Below are 18,883 nucleotides of genomic sequence, written 5' to 3'. Positions count from 1 at the left end.
TGGAGCGGGATGACAGTTATCAGGCCGCGACAAGCGAAAAGCTGAGCCGGAGGCAAAGCGGTAGCTTTGGGCCGCACAAACCACGTTTCTTCTTATGCGCCTTACCGTTTTCAGCGCCCACCGCTTCGAGCAGCCTTATCTGATTCAGGCGGCCCAGGGGCAACACGAGCTGCATTTTGTTGAAGCAGCCCTCGGGCCTGCTACTGCCGCTCAAGCCCGGGGCAGCCAGGCGGTGGCCTTATTCACCGGCGACAATGCTTCGGCTGCCGTACTGGAGCAGCTGCACGCCCTCGGGGTGCGCTTCGTAGCCGTGCGGGCCGCCGGGTACGACCACGTTGACCTGGCCGCGGCCCGCCGCCTGGGCTTGCGGGTAGCCAACGTGCCGGAGTACTCGCCTTACGCCATTGCCGAGCATACCATCGCGCTTATTCTCGCCCTGAACCGACGGCTACACCTGGCCGACCAGCAGCTGCGCACCTATGATTTTCGGCTCGACCAGCTGATTGGCTTCGATTTACACGGCAAGACCGTGGGCATTATTGGCTGCGGCCGCATCGGCGGCATTGTTGCCCGCATCCTGCACGGCTTTGGCTGCCGGCTGCTGGGCTATGACCTGGTGCCTGACTCCCGGCTGGGAGCGGAGCTGGGGATAGCCTACGTAGCACTTAACGAGTTGTATGCACAAGCCGACATCATCACCATTCACGCCCCGCTAACCGAGCACACCCGCCACCTGATTGATGCCAAGGCGCTCGCCCAAATGAAGCCCGGCGTAATGCTCATCAACACCGGCCGCGGGGGCGAGTTGGACACGCTCGCGGCGCTCGCAGCTCTGCGAAGCGGGCAGCTCGGCTATCTTGGCCTGGACGTGTATGAGCACGAGAAAGGGCTGTTTTTCGAAGACCACTCCCATGAGGCTCCGCCGGATGCCACCTTCGCCCAGCTCCTGGCTCAGCCCAACGTGCTTATTACCGGCCATCAGGCCTTTCTGACCCGGGAAGCCCTAACCAATATTGCCGACACTACCGTAGCCTCGCTCTCGTGCTGGGGGCGCGGCGAGGCCTCCGATACCGAGCTTCAATAGCGGAGAGTTCCTGCGGATGGGGTCAGCTCAGGCCCTAAGCCCCCAAAGCCGCCACCTCGCCCGAGATAGCCGGCTTCCGCTGCCTTATCCAGCTCAGCGTCCTGAATGCATATTTGTACCGGGTGGCCCGTCCTTCCTGTTCAGCGCATTCTTTTCGATTTTTCATGTCCATATTCCTACCCTTCCGCGGGCCAGCCCTGGTCCGCGCTTTCTACCGCTTTTGTGTATTAGGCCTGCTGCTGTTACCGCGGGCGGGCCGCGCCCAGAGCACCGACGCCACGGGTCCGCTACTTACCCCCGCCCAGTTCCTGGGCTACCCGCTGGGCACCCAGTTCACGCCCCACGCCGACCTGCTGCGCTACGTAGCCCACGTAGTGGCCCATGCGCCGGACCGGATGAAGCGCGTGCGCTACGGCAGCACCTACGAACACCGCCCGCTGGAAGTGGTGCAAATTGCCAGCGCCGACAATTTCGGCCGCCTCGACGAGATCCGCCACAATAACCTCCGGCTGGCGGGCCTGGAAAAGGGCGCCGGCCAGCGTCAGCTGCCCGCCGTGTGCTGGCTGAGCTACAACGTGCACGGCAACGAGGCCGTATCGTCCGAAGCCGTGATGCAGGTGCTCTACGACCTGGCTAACCCGGCCGACCAGCAGATGCAGCGCTGGCTGAAGAACACGGTCGTCATCGTGGACCCCTGCGTTAACCCCGACGGCCGCGACCGCTACGCCTCCTGGTACAACCGCGTCCGCAACCAGTCGACCACCGCCAACCCCGACTCCTGGGAGCACCACGAGCCCTGGCCCGGGGGCCGCTACAACCACTATTATTTCGACCTGAACCGCGACTGGGCCTGGCAAACCCAGCAGGAAACCCGGCAGCGCATTGTGCTCTATAACCAGTGGCTCCCCGCCGTACACGCCGACTTCCACGAGATGGGGCCCAACAACTCCTACTATTTCTCGCCCGCCGCCAAGCCCTACCACGCCGACATTACCGCCTGGCAACGCACGTTTCAGGGCATTTTGGGCGACTACAACAAAGTAACGTTCGACCAAAACAACTGGCTGTATTTCACCCGCGAGATTTACGACCTGTACGCGCCGACCTACGGCGACACCTGGCCCGCCTTCAACGGGGCCATCGGCATGACCTACGAGCAGGGCGGCGGCGGGCCCGCCGGCGTCGCTTTCGCCCGCCTCGACGGTGATACCCTCACGCTAAGCCAGCGCATCGCCCACCACCACGCCGCCAGCCGCACCACCATTCAGGCCACCGCCGAGCGCCACGACGACCTGCTCCGCGAGTTTGAGACCTATTTTACCACGGCCCAAACCAAGCCCCGGGGCGAGTACAAATCCTACGTGCTGTCGACCGGCAACGACCCCGGCCAGCTCCGGGCGCTGACCCAGTACCTCGAGCGCAACCAAATCAGCTACGGGTTTGCCCCGAAGCGCTTGAAAACCCGCGGCTTCAGCTACACCTCCGGCCAAACCGAGTCGGTACAAATCGAGCCCCGCGACGTGGTCGTGAGCATGTACCAGCCCAAGTCGACGCTGGTGAAGGTACTCTTTGAGCCCCGCCCCCAACTGGAAGATTCCCTAACTTACGATATTACTTCCTGGGCCCTGCCTTACGCGTTCGGCCTCCGCGCGTTCGCCCTCCCCGGCCGCGTCGACGCGACGGCTGCGGCTCCCGCCCAAGCGTTGGTGCAAGGCCCCGGCGCGCCCAGTGCTCGTCCTTACGCCTACCTCGCCCGCTGGAATAGCCTGCAAGACGCTCGCTTCCTGAGCCGCTTGCTCCAGCAGAAAGTGAAAGTGCGCTACGCGGAAAAGGAGTTCGAGGCGGAAGGCGAGCAGTACGCGCCCGGCAGCCTCATCATCACCCGGGCCGGCAACGAGGCCCTGGGCGCCCGCTTCGATCAGTTGGTCCGCGCCCAGGCCGACTCGGCCGGCACCGTGGTCAGGGCCGTAAAATCCGGCTTCTCCAGCGCGGGCCGCGACTTGGGCTCGAGCACCGTGCACTTCGTAAAGCAGCCCACCGTGGCCGTGGTGGCCGGGCCGGGAGTCGATGCCAGCGCGTTCGGGGAAGTATGGCACTTCTTCGAGCAGCAGCTGGGCTACCCGCTCACGGTACTGGGCACCGACTACCTGAGCCGGGTATCCCTCCAAAAATACAACGTGCTGATTCTGCCCAATGGCAGTTACGCCGACGTCTACCCCGATAAAGCCCTCGAAAGCCTTAGGGCCTGGGTGCGCGACGGCGGCAAGCTCATTGCCCTCGAAGGAGCCGCCCGGTTCTTAGCCAACAAAAAGGATTTCCTGCTCAAAACCAAAGCGGTGGATTCCGTGGCCGTGCGGAAAGATGCAAAGGACAACCCCTATAAACTCCTGCGCCGCTACGGCGACTCCGAGCGCGAAGAGGCCGAAGAAGTGGTGCAGGGCAGCGTGTACCGCGTACAGCTCGACAACACCCACCCGCTGGCCTTCGGCTACGGCAGCACATATTTCGCCCTGATTCGCAACCCGCTCAACTACGGCTTCCTGGGCAAGGGCGGCTGGAACGTAGGCGTCATCAAAAAGGACAGCTACTCGGCCGGTTTCATCGGGGCCAAAGCCCGTCGGGAGCTGGCTGACACCTTCGTGGTTGGCACCCAGGACCTAGGCCGCGGCGAAGTGGTGTACTTGGGCGACAATCCCCTGTTCCGGGCTTTCTGGCAAGGGGGCAAGCTCCTATTCAGCAACGCCCTTTTTATGGTGGGCCAATAGGAAGCATCATCAACGACGGGAACCTGATTGGGTGACCCTACCCTTTACCAAACAAACTACCAGCAACGAAAACGCCCCATCGGATTCCTGGTAGGGCGTTTTTATAGGGGAAGTGCCCACAATAAAGCTAGGGCGGAGTTCCCTGCTATTCGGCTTTGGGTTGGTCAGTTAACGCTAATCGGGCCGCCTTGGGCAGGGCGGCCCGAACCAACTCATACGAATGATCTATCATCTCGCGCAGCTGCGCGGTTGGAACCCCGGTACCAATGAGCACCGTGTTCCAGTGCTTTTTGTTCATGTGATAGCCCGGGCGCACGTAATCGTGGGCTTCGCGCAATTCGATGGCCCGCTCCGGGTCGCACTTGAGGTTGATGCTGCCGAACGTTTCGAGGTCGGTCAGGGCAAAAATCTTACCGCCTACTTTGAGCACCAAGGTGTCGGGGCCAAAAGGCGTTTCCTCCGTCACCCCGGGCTTAAGCAGGCAGTAGTCACGAAACTCCTCGATGTTCATTAGTGCGTAAATGCCGGGATCACGTAGCGAAAGAGCATCACCACTAAGCAGACCAAAAACATCGCCAAGCTAAGCTTATTGATGAAGTGCATGGTCTTCATGTTGAAGTTATTCTTGCGGGTAGGGTCGTGGCGGCGGAAGTAATAGCCGAGGACCGGACCAAAGTTAAAAAGGTTCTTACCGTTCATGGCGGGTCGTGTTTTGGTTCAGAAAGATAACACCAGGCGCTCCATAATGATTTGATTTTTCGGGAAAATCCGACTATCATCCTCGCTTTCACCAGCTCGTCAACGCCTTAAAAAACAGACTCCTGCCAGACCCAATAACGTATTCAACCAGCCTCAAACTTGTTTCAAGTAGCCGAATAAAAAACGTCTTAGCTTACGCGACTACCGTTGTTTTTCCGCTTCAAGCCACGGCCGCCGCTCCCGCCACTGCAAGCCGCCCGGTAGCTCCGTCGAGGCAAATTCCAGGTGGATCACCCGACGCGGGCGGGCGCTGGTGCTGCGATTGGAAGCATGCAGCAGCAGGGGCCGCATGAGCAGGACCCCACCGGCGGGCACGGCGCACACCACAGCGGCCGGCGTAAGAGCCGGCAATGTGGCCGGGGGCAGTACCCCGTGCTGGTGCGTCCCGGCCACTACTTTCAGCCCGCCATTGCTGGCATCGCAGTCGTCGAGGTGAATGCGAATGGTGCACATGTTTTCCAGCACCGCCACGGGGGGCTGCACCGAGGTACCTTCGGGCTTGCTGGTCCAGGGCCCAAAACCGGGCAGCTCAACCCGGCCGTCCACGTTGATCATCAGGTCCTGATGCCAGGCCACCAGCCAGTTCGATAGCGCGGGCTTGTCAAAATAAATGGCTTTGACGAGCTGGCACCCCTCCGGGAACAGCTGAGTTAGCAGCGCGCGCAGGGCGGCGGTATCCAGCAGCGGCCCCAGTTCCGGCACCTCGCCCAGCAGATTCCGAATAGCAAACACGGCCTGGCTCCGACGAAAATTAGGGCCACTGGCAGGGGCCCCTTCGATGCATTGCAGCAAAGCGGCTATCTCGGCCGGCTCGTAAAGCCCCGGTAAAATGGCAAAACCATCTTCCTGCAACCGGCCGGCCAGCGGGTTAGCACCTGACGTTGTTTTCATACGCCCGCAAAACTACAATCAACTTTGGGCGGCCAACGGTGACAGTGCAACTCCTAACAGGCTCATTACCTTCAGGGAGAAAAACACCTTTACAATGGCTCCTCCCTCGCCTATTCATCGGCTGATCCAATCCATAAATTGATGCCCAGGCTGGCCACACCTCCTTCCGTGCGATATTTCAATTATCTCTTATTTGAAAGATAAGGCGTGGAACATTATTATAATTACCGACCCCTTCTACCAGCAAGCCAAAATTCAACCCTGTAATGAATGAAATACAAATGCGTGGGGAATGTGGGTGTGGGGATACAACAAAGTAAATTTTTCCTGCTACTGTTGGATCACGGGCATAGGCAAAATCACACCAATTTGTGTATACTTTACGTGATAACAAGGCTGATATTTCCCTCCCAGACTTTTGATTTTTATGAGCAAACTAATTGCAGATGAACTGGTAAACAGCATACAAATCCAACCAAGGGACGTCGAAGGCTCCTTGCGCCTCCTTGATATTAAAGGCTCGGAAGAAGTTTTAGTGATAACGAGCACTTTAGGTTTCTTCAGTTTAAGCGAGATGCTCTACGTAGCTTCTGGTGTACACGATCGTGAAGGAATTGGTATAGATAATACTGGCTTTCGCTATCCCACAGATGAACTAGACCCTGGACAGGAACCTCTTGAGGGGGTAGAAATTTACAATCCGCTTGGAGAGGTGCAAGTACCTATTTTAGCTTTTGAACACCTAATGGCTCGTTACCTCCGTGCTCTAATCACAGAAGCTAAGAAACGTAACGACTCCGTAATCCAGCAATCGTGGTGGTGCGAGTTCGTGATGACAACACAACAAATTGAGGAGCGGCTTCGGCAAGGTGAATGAGCATTCAATAAGGGCCACTTAAGAAAATAGCTGATGTCTTTGATCAAGTTAACTTCTATGGATTATGACACGCTACCAGCCGATATTCTCTGAGATAATTCAGATTATGAGTATACCGAAAAAAAGTACTTCTTCTGGGCAAATCCCAACCGCAGTCGTCATTTTTCATGCCCCCCGATCAGCAACTTCTCAACGGGAATTTTACCATTCCTACTAAGTACCAGCTTTTCTCCTAATGGCAATTATCTCTCCGTCATGAAACACTATCCCATCTTTCTTTTCTCCTGCCTATTGCTCGGTGTACGGCGCGAGGCGCACGCCCAAACAACGCCGGCCGAAACCCAAGCTGTAAAGCAAACGGTTACGGCATTTTTCGACGGCCTGCGGCGCGGCGACAGCAGCATGGTTCGCCGCACCCTGGCCCCCGGCGCCGTACTGCACGGCATCGGCGGCCAGCCGGGCCAGCCACCCACCCTGAGAACGGAAAGCATCAGCGGCTTCCTGAAAGCCGTGGGCACGCCCCACCCGGAGGTGTGGGACGAGCGGGTGCAATTCGAGCAGGTCCTGATCGACGCTAACCTGGCCAGCGTGTGGGCCCCATATGAGTTTTACCTAGGCAGCAAGTTCAGCCACTGCGGCTACGACTCGTTTCAGTTGGTAAAATTAGCCGAAGGCTGGAAAATTGCGCACGTTATCGACACACGGCGTAAGGAGAAGTGCAAGTAGCTTCCTGATTGAAGCCAACGGCTAGCCATCCTGGAGACGGAACATATTCATTACTCGCGGATCCAGACCACAGAATTCTATAGCTACCTCATTCTATAGCTATCTCATCGAATTCTTCGGAGTCGGTCACACAAATGCCGCCTGCACAAAGAATAGGCTCACCCGTTAGCAGGACTCCTTTCAAATTAAGGCGCGCCAACTGGTCCCAATCAGGTTTCGCCGTGTGCAACCTGAAAAGGGCTTGAAATGCTTCAATATACGCACCCGAAGGCTTCAAGAGCCCTCCTACTACCCCCATTGAAGCGTCAATGACTTTTGATTCAATCAAACCCAAGCAAATTGAACCGGCGAACAGCTGAACATTCATGCTAATCGCCAAAAGCTTTAACGCCACGTTCGGCAGCGGCTGCTTTTTTCAATATGGCCATTAGTTTACCCATTGGCAAAGGATTGAGCTCAGCCAAAGCTGATAGTTTACGTCTTACTAATTCACTTGACCAGCTGAAATCACCATAATAATCGAGGTGAGCTTCTATGATCCTAGCTTTTTGCGCTGTTTCAAACTCCGCCCATTCAATTCCACCCAAGTAAGTTAGCTGCTTTGGCGAAACGTATTTAGGCTGAGCGTCTTCAATGGAATAAAAGTCCAGCATACTTGCTTTAGTTAAAAAGCCTACACTCCCGCTGGCTCCTCCAGTAGCTCCTTCTCGACCCACCGGCCATCTTCGCGCATCAGCTCGATCAGCTCGTCGACCGCCGCTTCCTCGGGCACCGATTTTTTGATGACTTCCTGGCCTCGGTAAAGCGAGATTTTGCCTTTGCCCACGCCCACGTACCCATAATCAGCATCGGCCATTTCGCCGGGGCCGTTCACGATGCAGCCCATGATGCCAATTTTCACGCCCTTGAGGTGGTCGGTGCGCTTGCGAATCATGGCCGTGGTTTCCTGCAGATCAAACAGCGTCCGGCCGCAGCTGGGGCAGCTGATGTACTCGGTTTTGCTCATGCGGGTGCGGGCCGCTTGCAGGATGCCGAAGGAGAGCTGGTTAAGGCCGTCGAACGTCGTAAGCCACTGGTCCTTGCTCCGCTCGGGCAGCAGCTCAGTGCCGAGCAGCAAGCCATCACCGAGGCCATCGAGCAGCAACCCGCCGCCATCGGTAGCGGCATAGAGCTGGGTTTCCTCGGGCGAGAGAGCCGGAAACTGACGCTTGATAACGACCGGGCAGCTTACGCCGGCATTCATCAGTTCGAAGAAGGCGCGCCGGATTTCCGGCATGGCGTGAGCGTTATCGGTGCGCAGAATCACCACCGCGGTGCGGTCGGCCCGTAGCTGGTCAAGCACCGGCGCGGTGAGCGAAGCCAGGGTTTGAAACACAAAATTCAGCACCGGGTGCCGCACGGCCGTCACAGCGTATTCAGCCGGCGTAAACAACGGGAAGTGGTCCTCGCGGTGGCCCGCATCGCGCCAGGCGGTGTAGTCCACTACTTCCTTGAGGCCATTAGGCAGCATGAACGGGGCCGGCCGCTGGCCCGTGTAGACGTAATCGGCCCCGAGGTCCGACATCTGAAACTTATCCAGAAACGACGAGTACAGGTGGCCGGCGGCCCGCAAATCAGCGTATTCCAAGCTGGGCAGGCGGGACAGGTCGGTGATGACGCGGGGTACGTTCTGCCCGCCCAGGTTGGCCACCTCGCGGGTAACGCGGCGGAAGTACTGAAACGGGTTGATGGGCGCTTCGCCCGGCAGGGGCGCAATGGACTGGGCCGCGGCGGCCCGGTTGGTGTAGCGGTCAATCAGCATTTTCGCCACCGGGGCTTCGGCCTCGGGCGCCTCGGTCAGGCTCACGCGCACAGTGTCGCCGAGGCCGTCTTCCAGCAGCGTGCCGATGCCCACGGCCGACTTGATGCGGCCATCTTCGGCTTCGCCGGCTTCGGTTACGCCCAGGTGCAGCGGGTAAGGCTGCAGCCCTTCCTCGCCGAGCTTCTGCACCAGGAGACGGTAGGCCTGCACCATCACCTGGGTGTTACTGGCCTTCATGCTGAGCACCACATTGTAGTAGCTTTCTTCTTCGCAGAGCCGCAGGAACTCCAGGGCCGACTCCACCATGCCCAGCGGGGTGTCGCCGTACCGGCTCAAAATCCGGTCGGACAAGGAGCCGTGGTTGGTGCCGATACGCATGGCAGTGCCGTACTGCTTGCAAATTTTCACGAGCGGCCGGAACCGTTCCCGGATGCGCTCCACCTCGGCCGCGTAGGTCGCGTCGGTGTACTCGATTTCCTCGAACTTCTTTTTATCGGCGTAGTTGCCCGGGTTCACGCGCACTTTCTCTACGATGCGGGCGGCCAGCTCGGCGGCGTTGGGCGTGAAGTGGATGTCGGCAATGAGCGGCACGTGGCAGCCGCGCTTGCGCAGCTCCTTTTTGATTTCCAGCAGGTTTTGGGCCTCTTTCACGCTGGGCGCGGTGATGCGCACGTACTCGCATCCGGCGGCCACCATGCGCAGGGTTTGCTCCACCGAGCCGAGCGTATCCATCGTGTCGACGGTGGTCATGCTCTGGACCCGAATGGGGTAGTCGCCCCCCAACGGCAAGTCGCCAATGTTGACCACCCGGGCCACGCGGCGCTGGTACTTGGTTAGGCTGGGGCAATACGTTTTATTCATAACCCGAAAACTATGGTCAAAAGGCGAAAGTTGCGCCGAAGCACAAAGGTAAAGCCATTCGGGTTCGGCCCTCTTCCCGCCGACCCCGTAACTTCTGACCAAGTTTGGCTGTCTAGGCTAACAAGAATATCATCCTTGGGGCGTTAAGCTGACTAGTGACAACCGCCGTCCGCACTTCGCCCCTGTTTACCTATTTAAACATGCTCAAATTGAAAGCCTTTTTCTTCAGCGGGGCCGTGTTGCTGGCCGCCCCCAGCCAGGCGCAGCATGTTGCCGTTATCAAGTTTCCGGAGCTGCAAAAGCGGCTGGCCCAGCCCACCGACACCACTTACGTCGTCAACTTCTGGGCCACCTGGTGCGGGCCCTGCGTTAAGGAGCTGCCCAACTTCGAGCAGGTCCGGAGCGCGTACGCCAACCAAAAAGTAAAAGTGCTGCTAGTAAGCCTAGACTATGCTTCGCAGCTCGACAAGAAAATCAAGCCTTTTATCAAACAACGTAAGCTGCAATCCGAGGTGGTATTACTCAATGAGCCCGATCCCAATACCTGGCTGGGCAAGATCGACCCCAAATGGACAGGCTCTATTCCTTTCACCCTAATTGTTAACAACCAGCGGCGGCAGCACGCTACCTTCGAGCAAGAGCTTTCGACGGCTGAGCTCACGGCCGCCCTGCAGAAGTTCTTATAAGCAACGTTCTTTCCTTACCCTTTTTATCGCCTTATGAAAAAGCCCCTCGCTATCCTTGCCTTCTGCTGCGCTTTGCTGCTGAGCAGCTTCATTGCCCGCCCCACGGCCGATGGCTACCAGGTTGGGGACAAAGCCACCGACTTTAAGCTGAAAAACGTGGACGGCAAGCTGGTGTCGCTGGCCGACAACAAGGCCGCCAAAGGCTACATCGTGGTGTTCACCTGCAACACCTGCCCCTACGCCAAGGCTTACGAAAGCCGCATCGTTGCGCTCCATCACAAATATGCCCCGCAAGGCTACCCGGTTGTGGCCATCAACCCCAACGACCCGGCCGTGGTGCCCGGCGATTCGTACGCCGCCATGCAAACCAAAAAGTACGCTTTCCCCTACCTGCAGGATGAATCGCAGCAAGTAGCGAAAGCCTATGGTGCCACCCGTACCCCGCAGCTGTACGTGCTCACTCGCCAGGGCAGCGACTTAATAGTTAGCTACACGGGGGCCATCGACGACAATTCTGAAGATGCCAAACTGGTAAAAACCAAATACGCAGAAAATGCCCTGACCGAAATTTTGGCGGGTAAACCCGTCTCCGTCAGCGCAACCAAAGCCATTGGCTGCACCATTAAATGGAAACGAGCGTAGGGGTGCTCTGGAACACACCACCTTACCCTAACAGCTCTCTCATTTAAAATTGCTTTACCTGCTCTTACTCAACTGCTGCTTGAGTTCCTGCACTTCACGTTCCAGGTCCAGAGTTCGGAAGACGATCTTGGCTTCCAGGTCGGCATACGCCGCTTCGAGCTGGTCGCGTAGCTGACGCTGCTCCTGAATGTCGGTGCAGGTGCCAAACCAGGCGATGATCTGGCCGTCCTCGCCCCGACGGGGCAGTGCCTGGCCCAGGAACCAGCGGTACGAGCCGTCCTTCGCCTTGAAGCGGTACTCGATGCGGTAATCTTCGCCGGTTTCCAATGCATGGCCCCACACTTGCCGGGCCCGGACCTGGTCGTCGGGGTGCAACAGGTTATTCCACATGTCTGGCCCCACGCTATCGGCCAGCGAGTAGCCGGTAAAATCAACCCACCGCTGGTTGAAGTAGGTGTGATATCCCTTTGCATCAGTGATCCAAACCAATTGGGGAATTACGTCGGCAAGAAACGCAAATTGTTCGGGCCCTACGAGGCCATTTTCGGCGACCCGCAAATCTATAGCGGGCAGCGGAGCAGCGGAGGATGGTGTACTCACGAACGGGACTTAGTAAGCTTCAGGGGTAGGAATTAAAAAATCAGGCGCGGTCGAGCTGCATTTCCATGCCTGACGCAAAATACAAATGGAGTTGGCTATACAGCCCATCGGCGGAGCGGCGCAGGCGCGTGACCAGCGCGCGGGTGGCCTCGTTGGGCAGGTCGAAGCTCAGGTACGGGCGGTTGAGTGTTTCGTCGCGGGTGACCGCCCAGTTACCAGTCTGGCTGGGCCCCCACGGTGCGCACTGCGCCTCCACTTGCCCGGGGGTGATTACCAGGCGGGTAGCCTGCGCCAGCGGGCTGGCCGGGTCGTTGCGGTTCAGTACCCGGCTGGCCACCCGCCATTCGCCGCCGAAGAAGTCATCAGGCAGTTGTTGTAAGTTTATATCAATCAAAAAATTTGACATACGGAAGGAAAGAGCAACCGGCCCGTTGCAAAAAACAAAGCCAAAAGTAAGCTTTGGCACATTTGCCCTATTTAACGGAACTCCTGGCTGGCGCGTTCCTTTGCCGAAACTACCTCCGCTTCTTGGCTTATCCCTCATGAAAAAACCTCGCTTCCTTCCCGCCTTGGCTGGCATGGCCCGTTTTACGGGCCTGGCCGCCTGGCAAACCGGCCGCCTGTTCCGGCAGCTGGCGGCCCGTGCCCTCGACAGTGTGCAGGAAGTGTTACGGGCCGAAGTGGAGAAAGGGAACCTGAAACTGGTGGCCGATTTCCTGGCCGACAAGGCCTTGCCGGCCGCCCGGGTGCTCCTGCTGGAGCAAATGACGGTTCGCCTGCTCGCGCGCCTGGGTTTGCGCGGCGTCCTGGCGTCGAACGTAGTGGGCTGGGTACTGCCTTTCGTAGTTGAAAAGCTGATTACCGTGGGCAGCAAAAGCGGCCTGTTCGACAAGCTGAAGGCCAACACCACCGTAAGCGAGGCGCTGGATAAGCTCGATGAGCTGCGCCGCGCCACCTGGAAAATGCTCGTGCCCGACCCCGGCTCCGGCGCGGAAGTAATTGAGGAGGAAACCGATGCCCTGACGCCGCGGCTACCACTGCTGCTCGCCGCTCCGGTAGCCCCCACCCCAGAGCCCGCTAAGCGACGCGCCTCCAAGCCTGGCGGCTAGATCCCGCTGGCCCCACCATATCCTTAGCTACCCGCAAACGTTTGCGGAGGCCGGCCAAAAAAAGGCACCTCATAGAGATACCTCTTTCAAAACCGGGGCGCGGCGAGAATTCCCACCCAACACCGGACCCGATTCCGTCCCCGTAGGTGTTACCGACTGAACAACAGTTCGCGGTACTTAACCAGGGGCCAGTCCTCGTCGGACACCATCTGCTCGAGCTTATCAACAGCGCGGCGGATGGGTTCGAATTTTGGTTTCACTTCTTCGCAGTACGCTACGGCTAACTCGCGGGCGTCTTCGATTTTATTGGCTTGTTTGCGCGCCTCCGTCATGGCGTCGGCGTTAGTTTTAATGGTGGATACGTGGCGCGAAATGGCTTTGATCATTTCTACCGTTACCTGGCTGTGCTCATCGTCGAGGCCCAGCTCGCGCAGGCCGCGCACGTTGTTCACTAATTTGGTCTGATACGAAAGTGCCGTCGGAATGATGTGGTTTACCGCTAAATCACCAATTACGCGGCTCTCGATCTGAATCTTTTTCTGGTACTCCTCGAGCAGAATCTCGTGGCGGGCGTGCAGCTCTACTTCCGAGAAGATGCCGTGCCGGGCGAACAGCTCGGCGGCGTCTTCGCGCACCAGCGCATCCAGCGCCTGGGGCGTGGTAGCAATGTTGTTCAGCCCGCGGCGTTGCGCTTCGGCCTTCCACTCGTCGGAGTAGCCGTTGCCTTCGAAGCGAATGGCCTTGGAGCTGATGATGTACTCGCGCAGCACTTCCACGATGGCTACTTCTTTCTTTTTGCCTTGGTCAATCAACGCATCGACTGCCTGCTTGAACTCGATGAGCTGATTGCCGACGATGGTGTTTAGCACCGTCATGGCCGAGGAGCAGTTAGCCGAAGACCCTACGGCCCGCAGCTCAAACTTGTTGCCCGTGAAGGCGAAAGGCGACGTGCGGTTACGGTCGGTGTTGTCGAGTAGAATGGCCGGAATCTTATCAATACCCAGCTTGAGGTAGATGTTGTCGCCCTTATCGAGCGGCAGCTTGGCGGTGCGCTCCAGTTCGTCCAGAACCGAGTCGAGCATGGAGCCGACAAATACCGACACGATGGCGGGCGGGGCCTCGTTGGCTCCCAGGCGGTGGTCGTTCGACGCCGAGGCGATGCTGGCGCGCATTAGGTCAGCGTAGCGGTGGACGGCCTTAATGGTGGTGACGAAGAAAGCCAGGAACTGAAGATTCTCCTTGGGGCGGCGACCGGGCGCGAGCAGGTTCACGCCGGTGTCGGTGCTCATTGCCCAGTTGTTGTGCTTGCCGCTGCCGTTGACGCCGGCAAAGGGCTTCTCGTGCAGCAGGACTTTGAAGTTATGGCGCTCGGCCACCCGGTCCATCACGTCCATCAGCAGCTGGTTGTGGTCGACGGCCAGGTTGGCATCTTCAAACGTGGGAGCGCACTCAAACTGGTTGGGGGCTACCTCGTTGTGCCGGGTGCGCAGCGGAATGCCGAGCTGGTTGGCTTCCTCTTCAAACTCCAGCATGAAGCCGTGCACGCGGGCCGGAATCGAGCCGAAGTAATGATCGTCGAGCTGCTGCCCTTTGGCCGGGGAATGGCCGAACACGGTCCGGCCCGTCAGCACGAGGTCGGGGCGGGCATCGTACAGGGCCTTATCTACCAGAAAGTACTCCTGCTCAATGCCAAGCGTGGTATTCACGCGGCTCACGTCCTTGTCGAAATAATGGCAAACATCCAGGGCGGCTTTCTCCAGCAGGGCCAACGACTTCAGCAGCGGGGCTTTGTAGTCGAGGGCTTCCCCAGTGTAAGCCACGAATATGGTGGGGATGCAAAGCGTTTTAGCGCCCACCGTTTCAATAATGAAAGCGGGCGAAGTGGGGTCCCAGGCGGTGTAGCCCCGGGCCTCGAACGTATTCCGGATGCCGCCGTTGGGAAACGACGAAGCGTCGGGTTCCTGCTGCACCAGCGCGGAGCCCTTGAAGTTTTCGATGGGCCGCCCGTCGGAGTTGAGGTCGAAAAATGAGTCGTGCTTTTCGGCAGTGGAGCCGGTGAGGGGCTGGAACCAGTGGGTGTAGTGGGTGGCTCCCTTGGACATGGCCCAGGTTTTCATGGCCGACGCCACGGCATCAGCCACGTTGCGCTCGACGGTGGCCCCCTGCTTGATAGCCGCTTGCAGCTTCTTAAAGTAGTCGCCGGGCATCGTGGCCCGCATGGCCTCTAAGTTGAATACATTCTGTCCAAAGCTGTCGGAGCGCCGGGCCGCGGCAGGAACCACGGTTACGGGTCGGCGCTGATTGACGAGCTCTAGGGCTTTAAAGCGGAGAATTGCCATGTAAGGATAACCGAATGAGAGTAGCTTGGCGTGTTGACTTATAAATTACGGGGCAAAGATAAGCAATGAATCAGTTTATACACTAATGGACCCTTGAATAAAAGGCCTTTTTCCAAAAAAGAACAATTTATACGCAATTCACCCTTTAAAATCAACCCGATTTTAGATTAATCAACGCTATCTGTACAAAGTAGACCATGCGGCTCTCTTATGGTCCGACTGTGGCGCCACCTATCTTTGCCAGGTGAAAAATCGCTTTGCGTTCCAGCCGCGCTACTTTTGCTTCTGGCTGTTGTTTTTTGGATTGGCCCGAGGGCTCTTCTTAGGATATCAGCATGTTGCGACATCCCAGTTACCTCTGGCTACCGTAGTAAAAACCTTTGCGTACGGATTACGGCTGGATGCTTCAGCGGCAGCGTACGTGTGCCTGCTGCCGTTTTTGCTCTTTGTACTGGGCAGCTTGTTTCGGCGGCTGCCGTTGCAAAGCCTGATCAATGCCTACTCAGCGGCCATGGGCCTGCTGTTGGCCTTCTTAACTACGGCCGACCTGGAGCTGTACCGAACCTGGGGCTTCCGGCTGGATGACACCCCGTTGCAGTACCTCGAATCGCCCAAGGAGATGATTGCTTCGGCGGGAAGTGCGCCCATTGCCTTGCTCCTGGGGCTGCTCGCGGCGTTGCTGGGGAGTAGCTGGGTCTTATACAAGGTAGTGGTGGGGCCGCTGCCCCCCCTGCCCGCGTGGTTTGGGCGCCGACGGGCGGCGTTGGCCGGGATACTGTACGCGGCCCTGCTGGTGGTGCCGTTGCGCGGCGGCACTCAACAAATTCCGGTTAACCAAAGCGACGTGTACTTCTCGCCTATTGCCTTCGCCAACCATGCGGCCATCAACGCTCCGTGGAACCTGATGAGTGCCCTTATTCTGCGGTCGGCAGAGTCGCCGCCCCCATCCTTCATGCCCGACAGCGCGGCCCGGCGGCTGGTGAGCGGCATCTACCCCGGGGCCGTGGGGGCCCCGGCCCCGCCGGATTCAACCACTGCGCTGTTAACTGAAGCCCGGCCCAACGTGCTGTTCATCATCCTCGAAAGCTTCACGGCCAAGCTCGTGGGCAGCGTGGGCGGCGAACCAAGCGTAACCCCAACCCTAGACAGCCTGGCCCGCACCGGCGTCCTCTTCACCAACATCTACGCGGCCGGCGACCGCAGCCAAAAAGGCCTGGTTGCCCTGCTCTCGGGCTATCCCAATCAGCCCACCACCAGCATCATTAAGTTTCCACGCAAGATTGAGCGCCTGCCCCACCTATGCCGCTCCCTGGCCGCCGCCGGCTACCGCTCGCACTATTATTACGGCGGCGAGCTAGCCTTCGCCAACATGAAAAGCTACGTGCAGACTGCCGGCTACGAGCAAATCACCGAGCGGGCCGATTTTGCCCACGCCGACCAGAACTCCAAGTGGGGCGCCCACGACGGAGCACTCTTCAGCCGGATCCTAAAAGAGGTACCGCCCCCGCCGCAGCCGTTCTTCATCACGGCATTCACTCTGAGCAGCCACGAGCCCTTTGAAGTGCCGATAAAACCTAAATTTCCCGGTACCACCGAAGCAGCGCTGTTTCGCAATTCGGTTTATTACACCGATTATACGCTGGGCCAGTTCTTACGGGCGGCCCGGCAGCAGCCGTGGTACGCCCACACCCTGCTGGTACTGGTGGCGGACCACGGCCACCAGCAGCCCGGCGACTCGCCCATCGAAAGCCCTGAGAAATTTCACATTCCGCTGCTACTGGCCGGGGGCGCGCTACGGCCCGAAGCCCGCGGACGCCTGGTGACCACCATAGGCTCGCAGACCGACGTGGCCGCTACCCTGCTGCACCAGCTCAAGCTCCCGGCCACCGCCTTTACATGGAGCCGCGACTTGCTGGCCCCCCGGCCGGCTTCCTTTGCCTATTACTGCTTCACGAACGGGTTCGGGGCAGTGTCGCCGGCCGGCACTATCACGTTTGACAACGTGAGCCGCCAGGTAGGGCAACACAACGCCAACATCCCCGACGCACAGCTGCGACTGGGTCAGGCCATGGAGCAGGTTTCGCTGACCGACTTTGCCCGCAAGTGAGGTGATGGCCAAAGATGGCTAAAGACAAAGATGGTCATGCCGGGCAAGGCGGCATGGCTGCCCTGCTGGCTTTATGATTTCGAGCATCCCTACCCGATCAGGGCCTGCTCTTAGTAGCTCGCCGCCTGCCTTCGTACCTTTGCGGGCCTATGCCTACCCCCCAATCCGTTGCCTTTTACACGCTCGGCTGCAAGCTGAACTTCTCCGAAACGTCGGCCATCGGCCGCCAGTTTGAGGAAAGAGGTTTTCAAAGAACGGCTTTTGAAGCCGGGGCTGATTTATATGTCATCAATACCTGCTCCGTCACCGACCACGCCGACCGCAAGTGCCGGAAGGTGGTACAGCAGGCCCTCCGGCACAACCCCGACGCCTTTGTCGCCATCGTGGGCTGTTACGCACAGCTCAAGCCCCAGGAAATCGCTGAAATTCCCGGGGTGAGCGCGGTGCTGGGCGCGGCCGAAAAATTCCAGCTAGTCGATATCCTGGCTGATTTCCGGCGGCCCGCCGCCGGGCAGCCCGGCCAGGTGCATGCTTCGCCCGTTTCGGCAGCCACGGAATTCCACGCCGCGCATTCGTTTGGCGACCGGACCCGCACCTTTCTGAAGGTTCAGGATGGCTGCGACTACTCCTGCTCATTTTGCACCATCCCGCTGGCTCGGGGCGGCAGCCGCTCGGGCAGCATCGCCAGCGTGCGGGAGCGGGTGGAGAAGCTGGCCGAAACCGGCGTCAAGGAAATCGTGCTCACCGGCGTGAACCTCGGCGACTTCGGCCTGCAAGGCCCCGAACGCGAGCGGCGCGAAGACTTTACCCAGCTGGTACGGACGCTGGACGAGGTCGCAGGCATTCGCCGCTTTCGCATCAGCAGTTGCGAGCCCAATCTGCTGACCGATGGCATCCTGGATACCGTGGCCGCTTCGGCGCGCTTCATGCCCCACTTCCACATCCCGCTGCAAAGCGGTTCCGACAAGATTCTGGCGTTGATGCGCCGTCGCTACCGCCGGGCCCTCTACGCCAGCCGGGTCGCCCGCATCAAGGAGCTGATGCCCCATGCCTGCATTGGCGTCGACGTGATTGTGGGCTTTCCCGGCGAAACCGACGCGGACTTCTTGAACACCTACCACTTCCTGAACGAGCTGCCCATCAGCTACCTGCACGTTTTTCCCTATTCGGAGCGCCCCGACACCCTCGCTCCGACCCTGCCCGGCCGGGTCCAGGACCGGGTGCGGCACGAGCGCACCACCCAACTGCGCAGCTTGTCGGAAAAGAAGAAGCGGTTTTTCTACGAGCAGCACCTGGGCCTGGAAACCGAAGTGCTCTTCGAAGACGATGTGACCGAGGGACGTATGGAAGGCTTCACCCCCAACTACATCCGCGTAGCAGCCAAGTACGACCCGCTGCTGGTGGGCGAACTAAAGACCTTGCGCCTTACCAGCATCAATACCCTTGGCCTAATGGAAGCCGAGGAAACGGTCTGACCCACGGACCACGGATTCGCTCGGATTTTTCGGATTTCACGGATTTTGTGGACGACGTTATGGCATATTGCAAAAGAAAAGGCCACTCAATTGAGTGGCCTTTTCTTTTGCGTTGGTTTGAGTTGTGCGTTGGCTTAGGTGCAAAGCCAAACCCTTATGAA

18 protein-coding genes are annotated in these 18,883 nt (G+C 58.8%); 9 read left to right on the top strand and 9 right to left on the bottom strand.

Annotation, left to right across the window (positions count from 1 at the left end; genetic code table 11):
* Positions 1 to 94: 94 nt before the first annotated feature.
* Entirely contained in the window at positions 95 to 1,084 is a 990-nt protein-coding gene (locus IC235_RS08395; RefSeq protein WP_191004725.1) for a 2-hydroxyacid dehydrogenase, read from the top strand.
* A gap of 164 nt (positions 1,085 to 1,248) precedes the next feature.
* A complete protein-coding gene (locus IC235_RS08390) occupies positions 1,249 to 3,849 on the top strand; it encodes a M14 family metallopeptidase (RefSeq protein WP_191004724.1) in 2,601 nt (866 codons plus the stop codon).
* 145 nt (positions 3,850 to 3,994) lie between these two features.
* Here IC235_RS08390 and IC235_RS08385 read toward each other — a convergent pair whose 3' ends face one another.
* From IC235_RS08385 to IC235_RS08375, 3 genes are all read right to left on the bottom strand, one after another.
* Complete coding sequence (locus tag IC235_RS08385) at positions 3,995 to 4,360, bottom strand: MmcQ/YjbR family DNA-binding protein (RefSeq protein WP_191004723.1); 366 nt, start codon at positions 4,358 to 4,360, stop codon at positions 3,995 to 3,997.
* On the bottom strand, positions 4,360 to 4,548 hold the full coding sequence (locus IC235_RS08380; protein ID WP_191004722.1) for a DUF6728 family protein: 189 nt from the start codon (positions 4,546 to 4,548) through the stop codon (positions 4,360 to 4,362). The genes IC235_RS08385 and IC235_RS08380 overlap by 1 nt, the downstream gene beginning before the upstream one ends.
* A 201-nt stretch (positions 4,549 to 4,749) precedes the next feature.
* Positions 4,750 to 5,499, bottom strand: coding sequence for a phytanoyl-CoA dioxygenase family protein (locus IC235_RS08375; protein ID WP_191004721.1), 750 nt, complete (start codon positions 5,497 to 5,499; stop codon positions 4,750 to 4,752).
* Between the two features lie 427 nt (positions 5,500 to 5,926).
* On the opposite strand from IC235_RS08375, the gene IC235_RS08370 reads away from it, so the two are divergent.
* Both IC235_RS08370 and IC235_RS08365 read left to right on the top strand, forming a co-directional pair.
* Entirely contained in the window at positions 5,927 to 6,376 is a 450-nt protein-coding gene (locus IC235_RS08370) for a hypothetical protein (RefSeq protein WP_191004720.1), read from the top strand.
* A gap of 255 nt (positions 6,377 to 6,631) precedes the next feature.
* Positions 6,632 to 7,102: a nuclear transport factor 2 family protein gene (locus tag IC235_RS08365; protein ID WP_191004719.1), complete on the top strand. Its 471-nt coding sequence runs from the start codon at positions 6,632 to 6,634 to the stop codon at positions 7,100 to 7,102.
* Between the two features lie 88 nt (positions 7,103 to 7,190).
* Here IC235_RS08365 and IC235_RS08360 read toward each other — a convergent pair whose 3' ends face one another.
* Genes IC235_RS08360 through ispG form a run of 3 tightly spaced genes read right to left on the bottom strand, consistent with a single transcriptional unit; the run spans position 7,191 to position 9,764 of the window.
* On the bottom strand, positions 7,191 to 7,469 hold the full coding sequence (locus IC235_RS08360; protein ID WP_191004718.1) for a hypothetical protein: 279 nt from the start codon (positions 7,467 to 7,469) through the stop codon (positions 7,191 to 7,193).
* A gap of 1 nt (position 7,470) precedes the next feature.
* On the bottom strand, positions 7,471 to 7,755 hold the full coding sequence (locus IC235_RS08355; protein ID WP_191004717.1) for a hypothetical protein: 285 nt from the start codon (positions 7,753 to 7,755) through the stop codon (positions 7,471 to 7,473).
* 20 nt (positions 7,756 to 7,775) lie between these two features.
* On the bottom strand, positions 7,776 to 9,764 hold the full coding sequence (gene ispG, locus IC235_RS08350; RefSeq protein WP_191004716.1) for a (E)-4-hydroxy-3-methylbut-2-enyl-diphosphate synthase: 1,989 nt from the start codon (positions 9,762 to 9,764) through the stop codon (positions 7,776 to 7,778).
* 200 nt (positions 9,765 to 9,964) lie between these two features.
* Here ispG and IC235_RS08345 point away from each other — a divergent pair, with 200 nt between their 5' ends.
* Positions 9,965 to 10,450, top strand: coding sequence for a TlpA disulfide reductase family protein (locus tag IC235_RS08345; RefSeq protein WP_191004715.1), 486 nt, complete (start codon positions 9,965 to 9,967; stop codon positions 10,448 to 10,450).
* A 33-nt stretch (positions 10,451 to 10,483) separates the two neighbouring features.
* Positions 10,484 to 11,092 (top strand): thioredoxin family protein, encoded by a 609-nt coding sequence (locus tag IC235_RS08340; RefSeq protein WP_191004714.1) that lies wholly within the window; start codon positions 10,484 to 10,486, stop codon positions 11,090 to 11,092.
* A 54-nt stretch (positions 11,093 to 11,146) separates the two neighbouring features.
* Here IC235_RS08340 and IC235_RS08335 read toward each other — a convergent pair whose 3' ends face one another.
* On the bottom strand, positions 11,147 to 11,692 hold the full coding sequence (locus IC235_RS08335) for a PAS domain-containing protein (RefSeq protein WP_191004713.1): 546 nt from the start codon (positions 11,690 to 11,692) through the stop codon (positions 11,147 to 11,149).
* A gap of 40 nt (positions 11,693 to 11,732) precedes the next feature.
* Positions 11,733 to 12,098 carry a hypothetical protein gene (locus IC235_RS08330; RefSeq protein ID WP_191004712.1) on the bottom strand — a complete coding sequence of 122 codons (366 nt, stop codon included), beginning with the start codon at positions 12,096 to 12,098 and terminating at the stop codon, positions 11,733 to 11,735.
* 136 nt (positions 12,099 to 12,234) lie between these two features.
* Here IC235_RS08330 and IC235_RS08325 point away from each other — a divergent pair, with 136 nt between their 5' ends.
* On the top strand, positions 12,235 to 12,801 hold the full coding sequence (locus tag IC235_RS08325; protein ID WP_191004711.1) for a hypothetical protein: 567 nt from the start codon (positions 12,235 to 12,237) through the stop codon (positions 12,799 to 12,801).
* Positions 12,802 to 12,950: 149 nt separating this feature from the next.
* Here IC235_RS08325 and IC235_RS08320 read toward each other — a convergent pair whose 3' ends face one another.
* Entirely contained in the window at positions 12,951 to 15,140 is a 2,190-nt protein-coding gene (locus IC235_RS08320) for a glutamine synthetase III family protein (RefSeq protein WP_191004710.1), read from the bottom strand.
* Between the two features lie 244 nt (positions 15,141 to 15,384).
* Here IC235_RS08320 and IC235_RS22585 point away from each other — a divergent pair, with 244 nt between their 5' ends.
* Together IC235_RS22585 and mtaB are read left to right on the top strand one after the other, a co-directional pair.
* Positions 15,385 to 17,247, top strand: coding sequence for an LTA synthase family protein (locus tag IC235_RS22585; protein WP_317173546.1), 1,863 nt, complete (start codon positions 15,385 to 15,387; stop codon positions 17,245 to 17,247).
* Between the two features lie 149 nt (positions 17,248 to 17,396).
* Positions 17,397 to 18,722, top strand: a complete 1,326-nt coding sequence (mtaB, locus tag IC235_RS08310) for a tRNA (N(6)-L-threonylcarbamoyladenosine(37)-C(2))-methylthiotransferase MtaB (protein WP_191004708.1) — start codon at positions 17,397 to 17,399, stop codon at positions 18,720 to 18,722.
* Positions 18,723 to 18,883 lie beyond the last annotated feature (161 nt).

The sequence above is a fragment of the Hymenobacter montanus genome (assembly GCF_014699115.1).
Taxonomy (GTDB): domain Bacteria; phylum Bacteroidota; class Bacteroidia; order Cytophagales; family Hymenobacteraceae; genus Hymenobacter; species Hymenobacter montanus.
Note: the sequence above shows the minus strand (reverse complement) of the source record. Positions and strands in the feature narration are given on the sequence as shown.

Coding starts and splice junctions, on each gene's coding strand:
- IC235_RS08395 (WP_191004725.1), top strand. CDS start 95: ATGCGCCTTACCGTTTTCAGCGCCCACCGCTTCGAGCAGCCTTATCTG.
- IC235_RS08390 (WP_191004724.1), top strand. CDS start 1,249: ATGTCCATATTCCTACCCTTCCGCGGGCCAGCCCTGGTCCGCGCTTTC.
- IC235_RS08385 (WP_191004723.1), bottom strand. CDS start 4,360: ATGAACATCGAGGAGTTTCGTGACTACTGCCTGCTTAAGCCCGGGGTG.
- IC235_RS08380 (WP_191004722.1), bottom strand. CDS start 4,548: ATGAACGGTAAGAACCTTTTTAACTTTGGTCCGGTCCTCGGCTATTAC.
- IC235_RS08375 (WP_191004721.1), bottom strand. CDS start 5,499: ATGAAAACAACGTCAGGTGCTAACCCGCTGGCCGGCCGGTTGCAGGAA.
- IC235_RS08370 (WP_191004720.1), top strand. CDS start 5,927: ATGAGCAAACTAATTGCAGATGAACTGGTAAACAGCATACAAATCCAA.
- IC235_RS08365 (WP_191004719.1), top strand. CDS start 6,632: ATGAAACACTATCCCATCTTTCTTTTCTCCTGCCTATTGCTCGGTGTA.
- IC235_RS08360 (WP_191004718.1), bottom strand. CDS start 7,469: ATGAATGTTCAGCTGTTCGCCGGTTCAATTTGCTTGGGTTTGATTGAA.
- IC235_RS08355 (WP_191004717.1), bottom strand. CDS start 7,755: ATGCTGGACTTTTATTCCATTGAAGACGCTCAGCCTAAATACGTTTCG.
- ispG (WP_191004716.1), bottom strand. CDS start 9,764: ATGAATAAAACGTATTGCCCCAGCCTAACCAAGTACCAGCGCCGCGTG.
- IC235_RS08345 (WP_191004715.1), top strand. CDS start 9,965: ATGCTCAAATTGAAAGCCTTTTTCTTCAGCGGGGCCGTGTTGCTGGCC.
- IC235_RS08340 (WP_191004714.1), top strand. CDS start 10,484: ATGAAAAAGCCCCTCGCTATCCTTGCCTTCTGCTGCGCTTTGCTGCTG.
- IC235_RS08330 (WP_191004712.1), bottom strand. CDS start 12,098: ATGTCAAATTTTTTGATTGATATAAACTTACAACAACTGCCTGATGAC.
- IC235_RS08325 (WP_191004711.1), top strand. CDS start 12,235: ATGAAAAAACCTCGCTTCCTTCCCGCCTTGGCTGGCATGGCCCGTTTT.
- IC235_RS08320 (WP_191004710.1), bottom strand. CDS start 15,140: ATGGCAATTCTCCGCTTTAAAGCCCTAGAGCTCGTCAATCAGCGCCGA.
- mtaB (WP_191004708.1), top strand. CDS start 17,397: ATGCCTACCCCCCAATCCGTTGCCTTTTACACGCTCGGCTGCAAGCTG.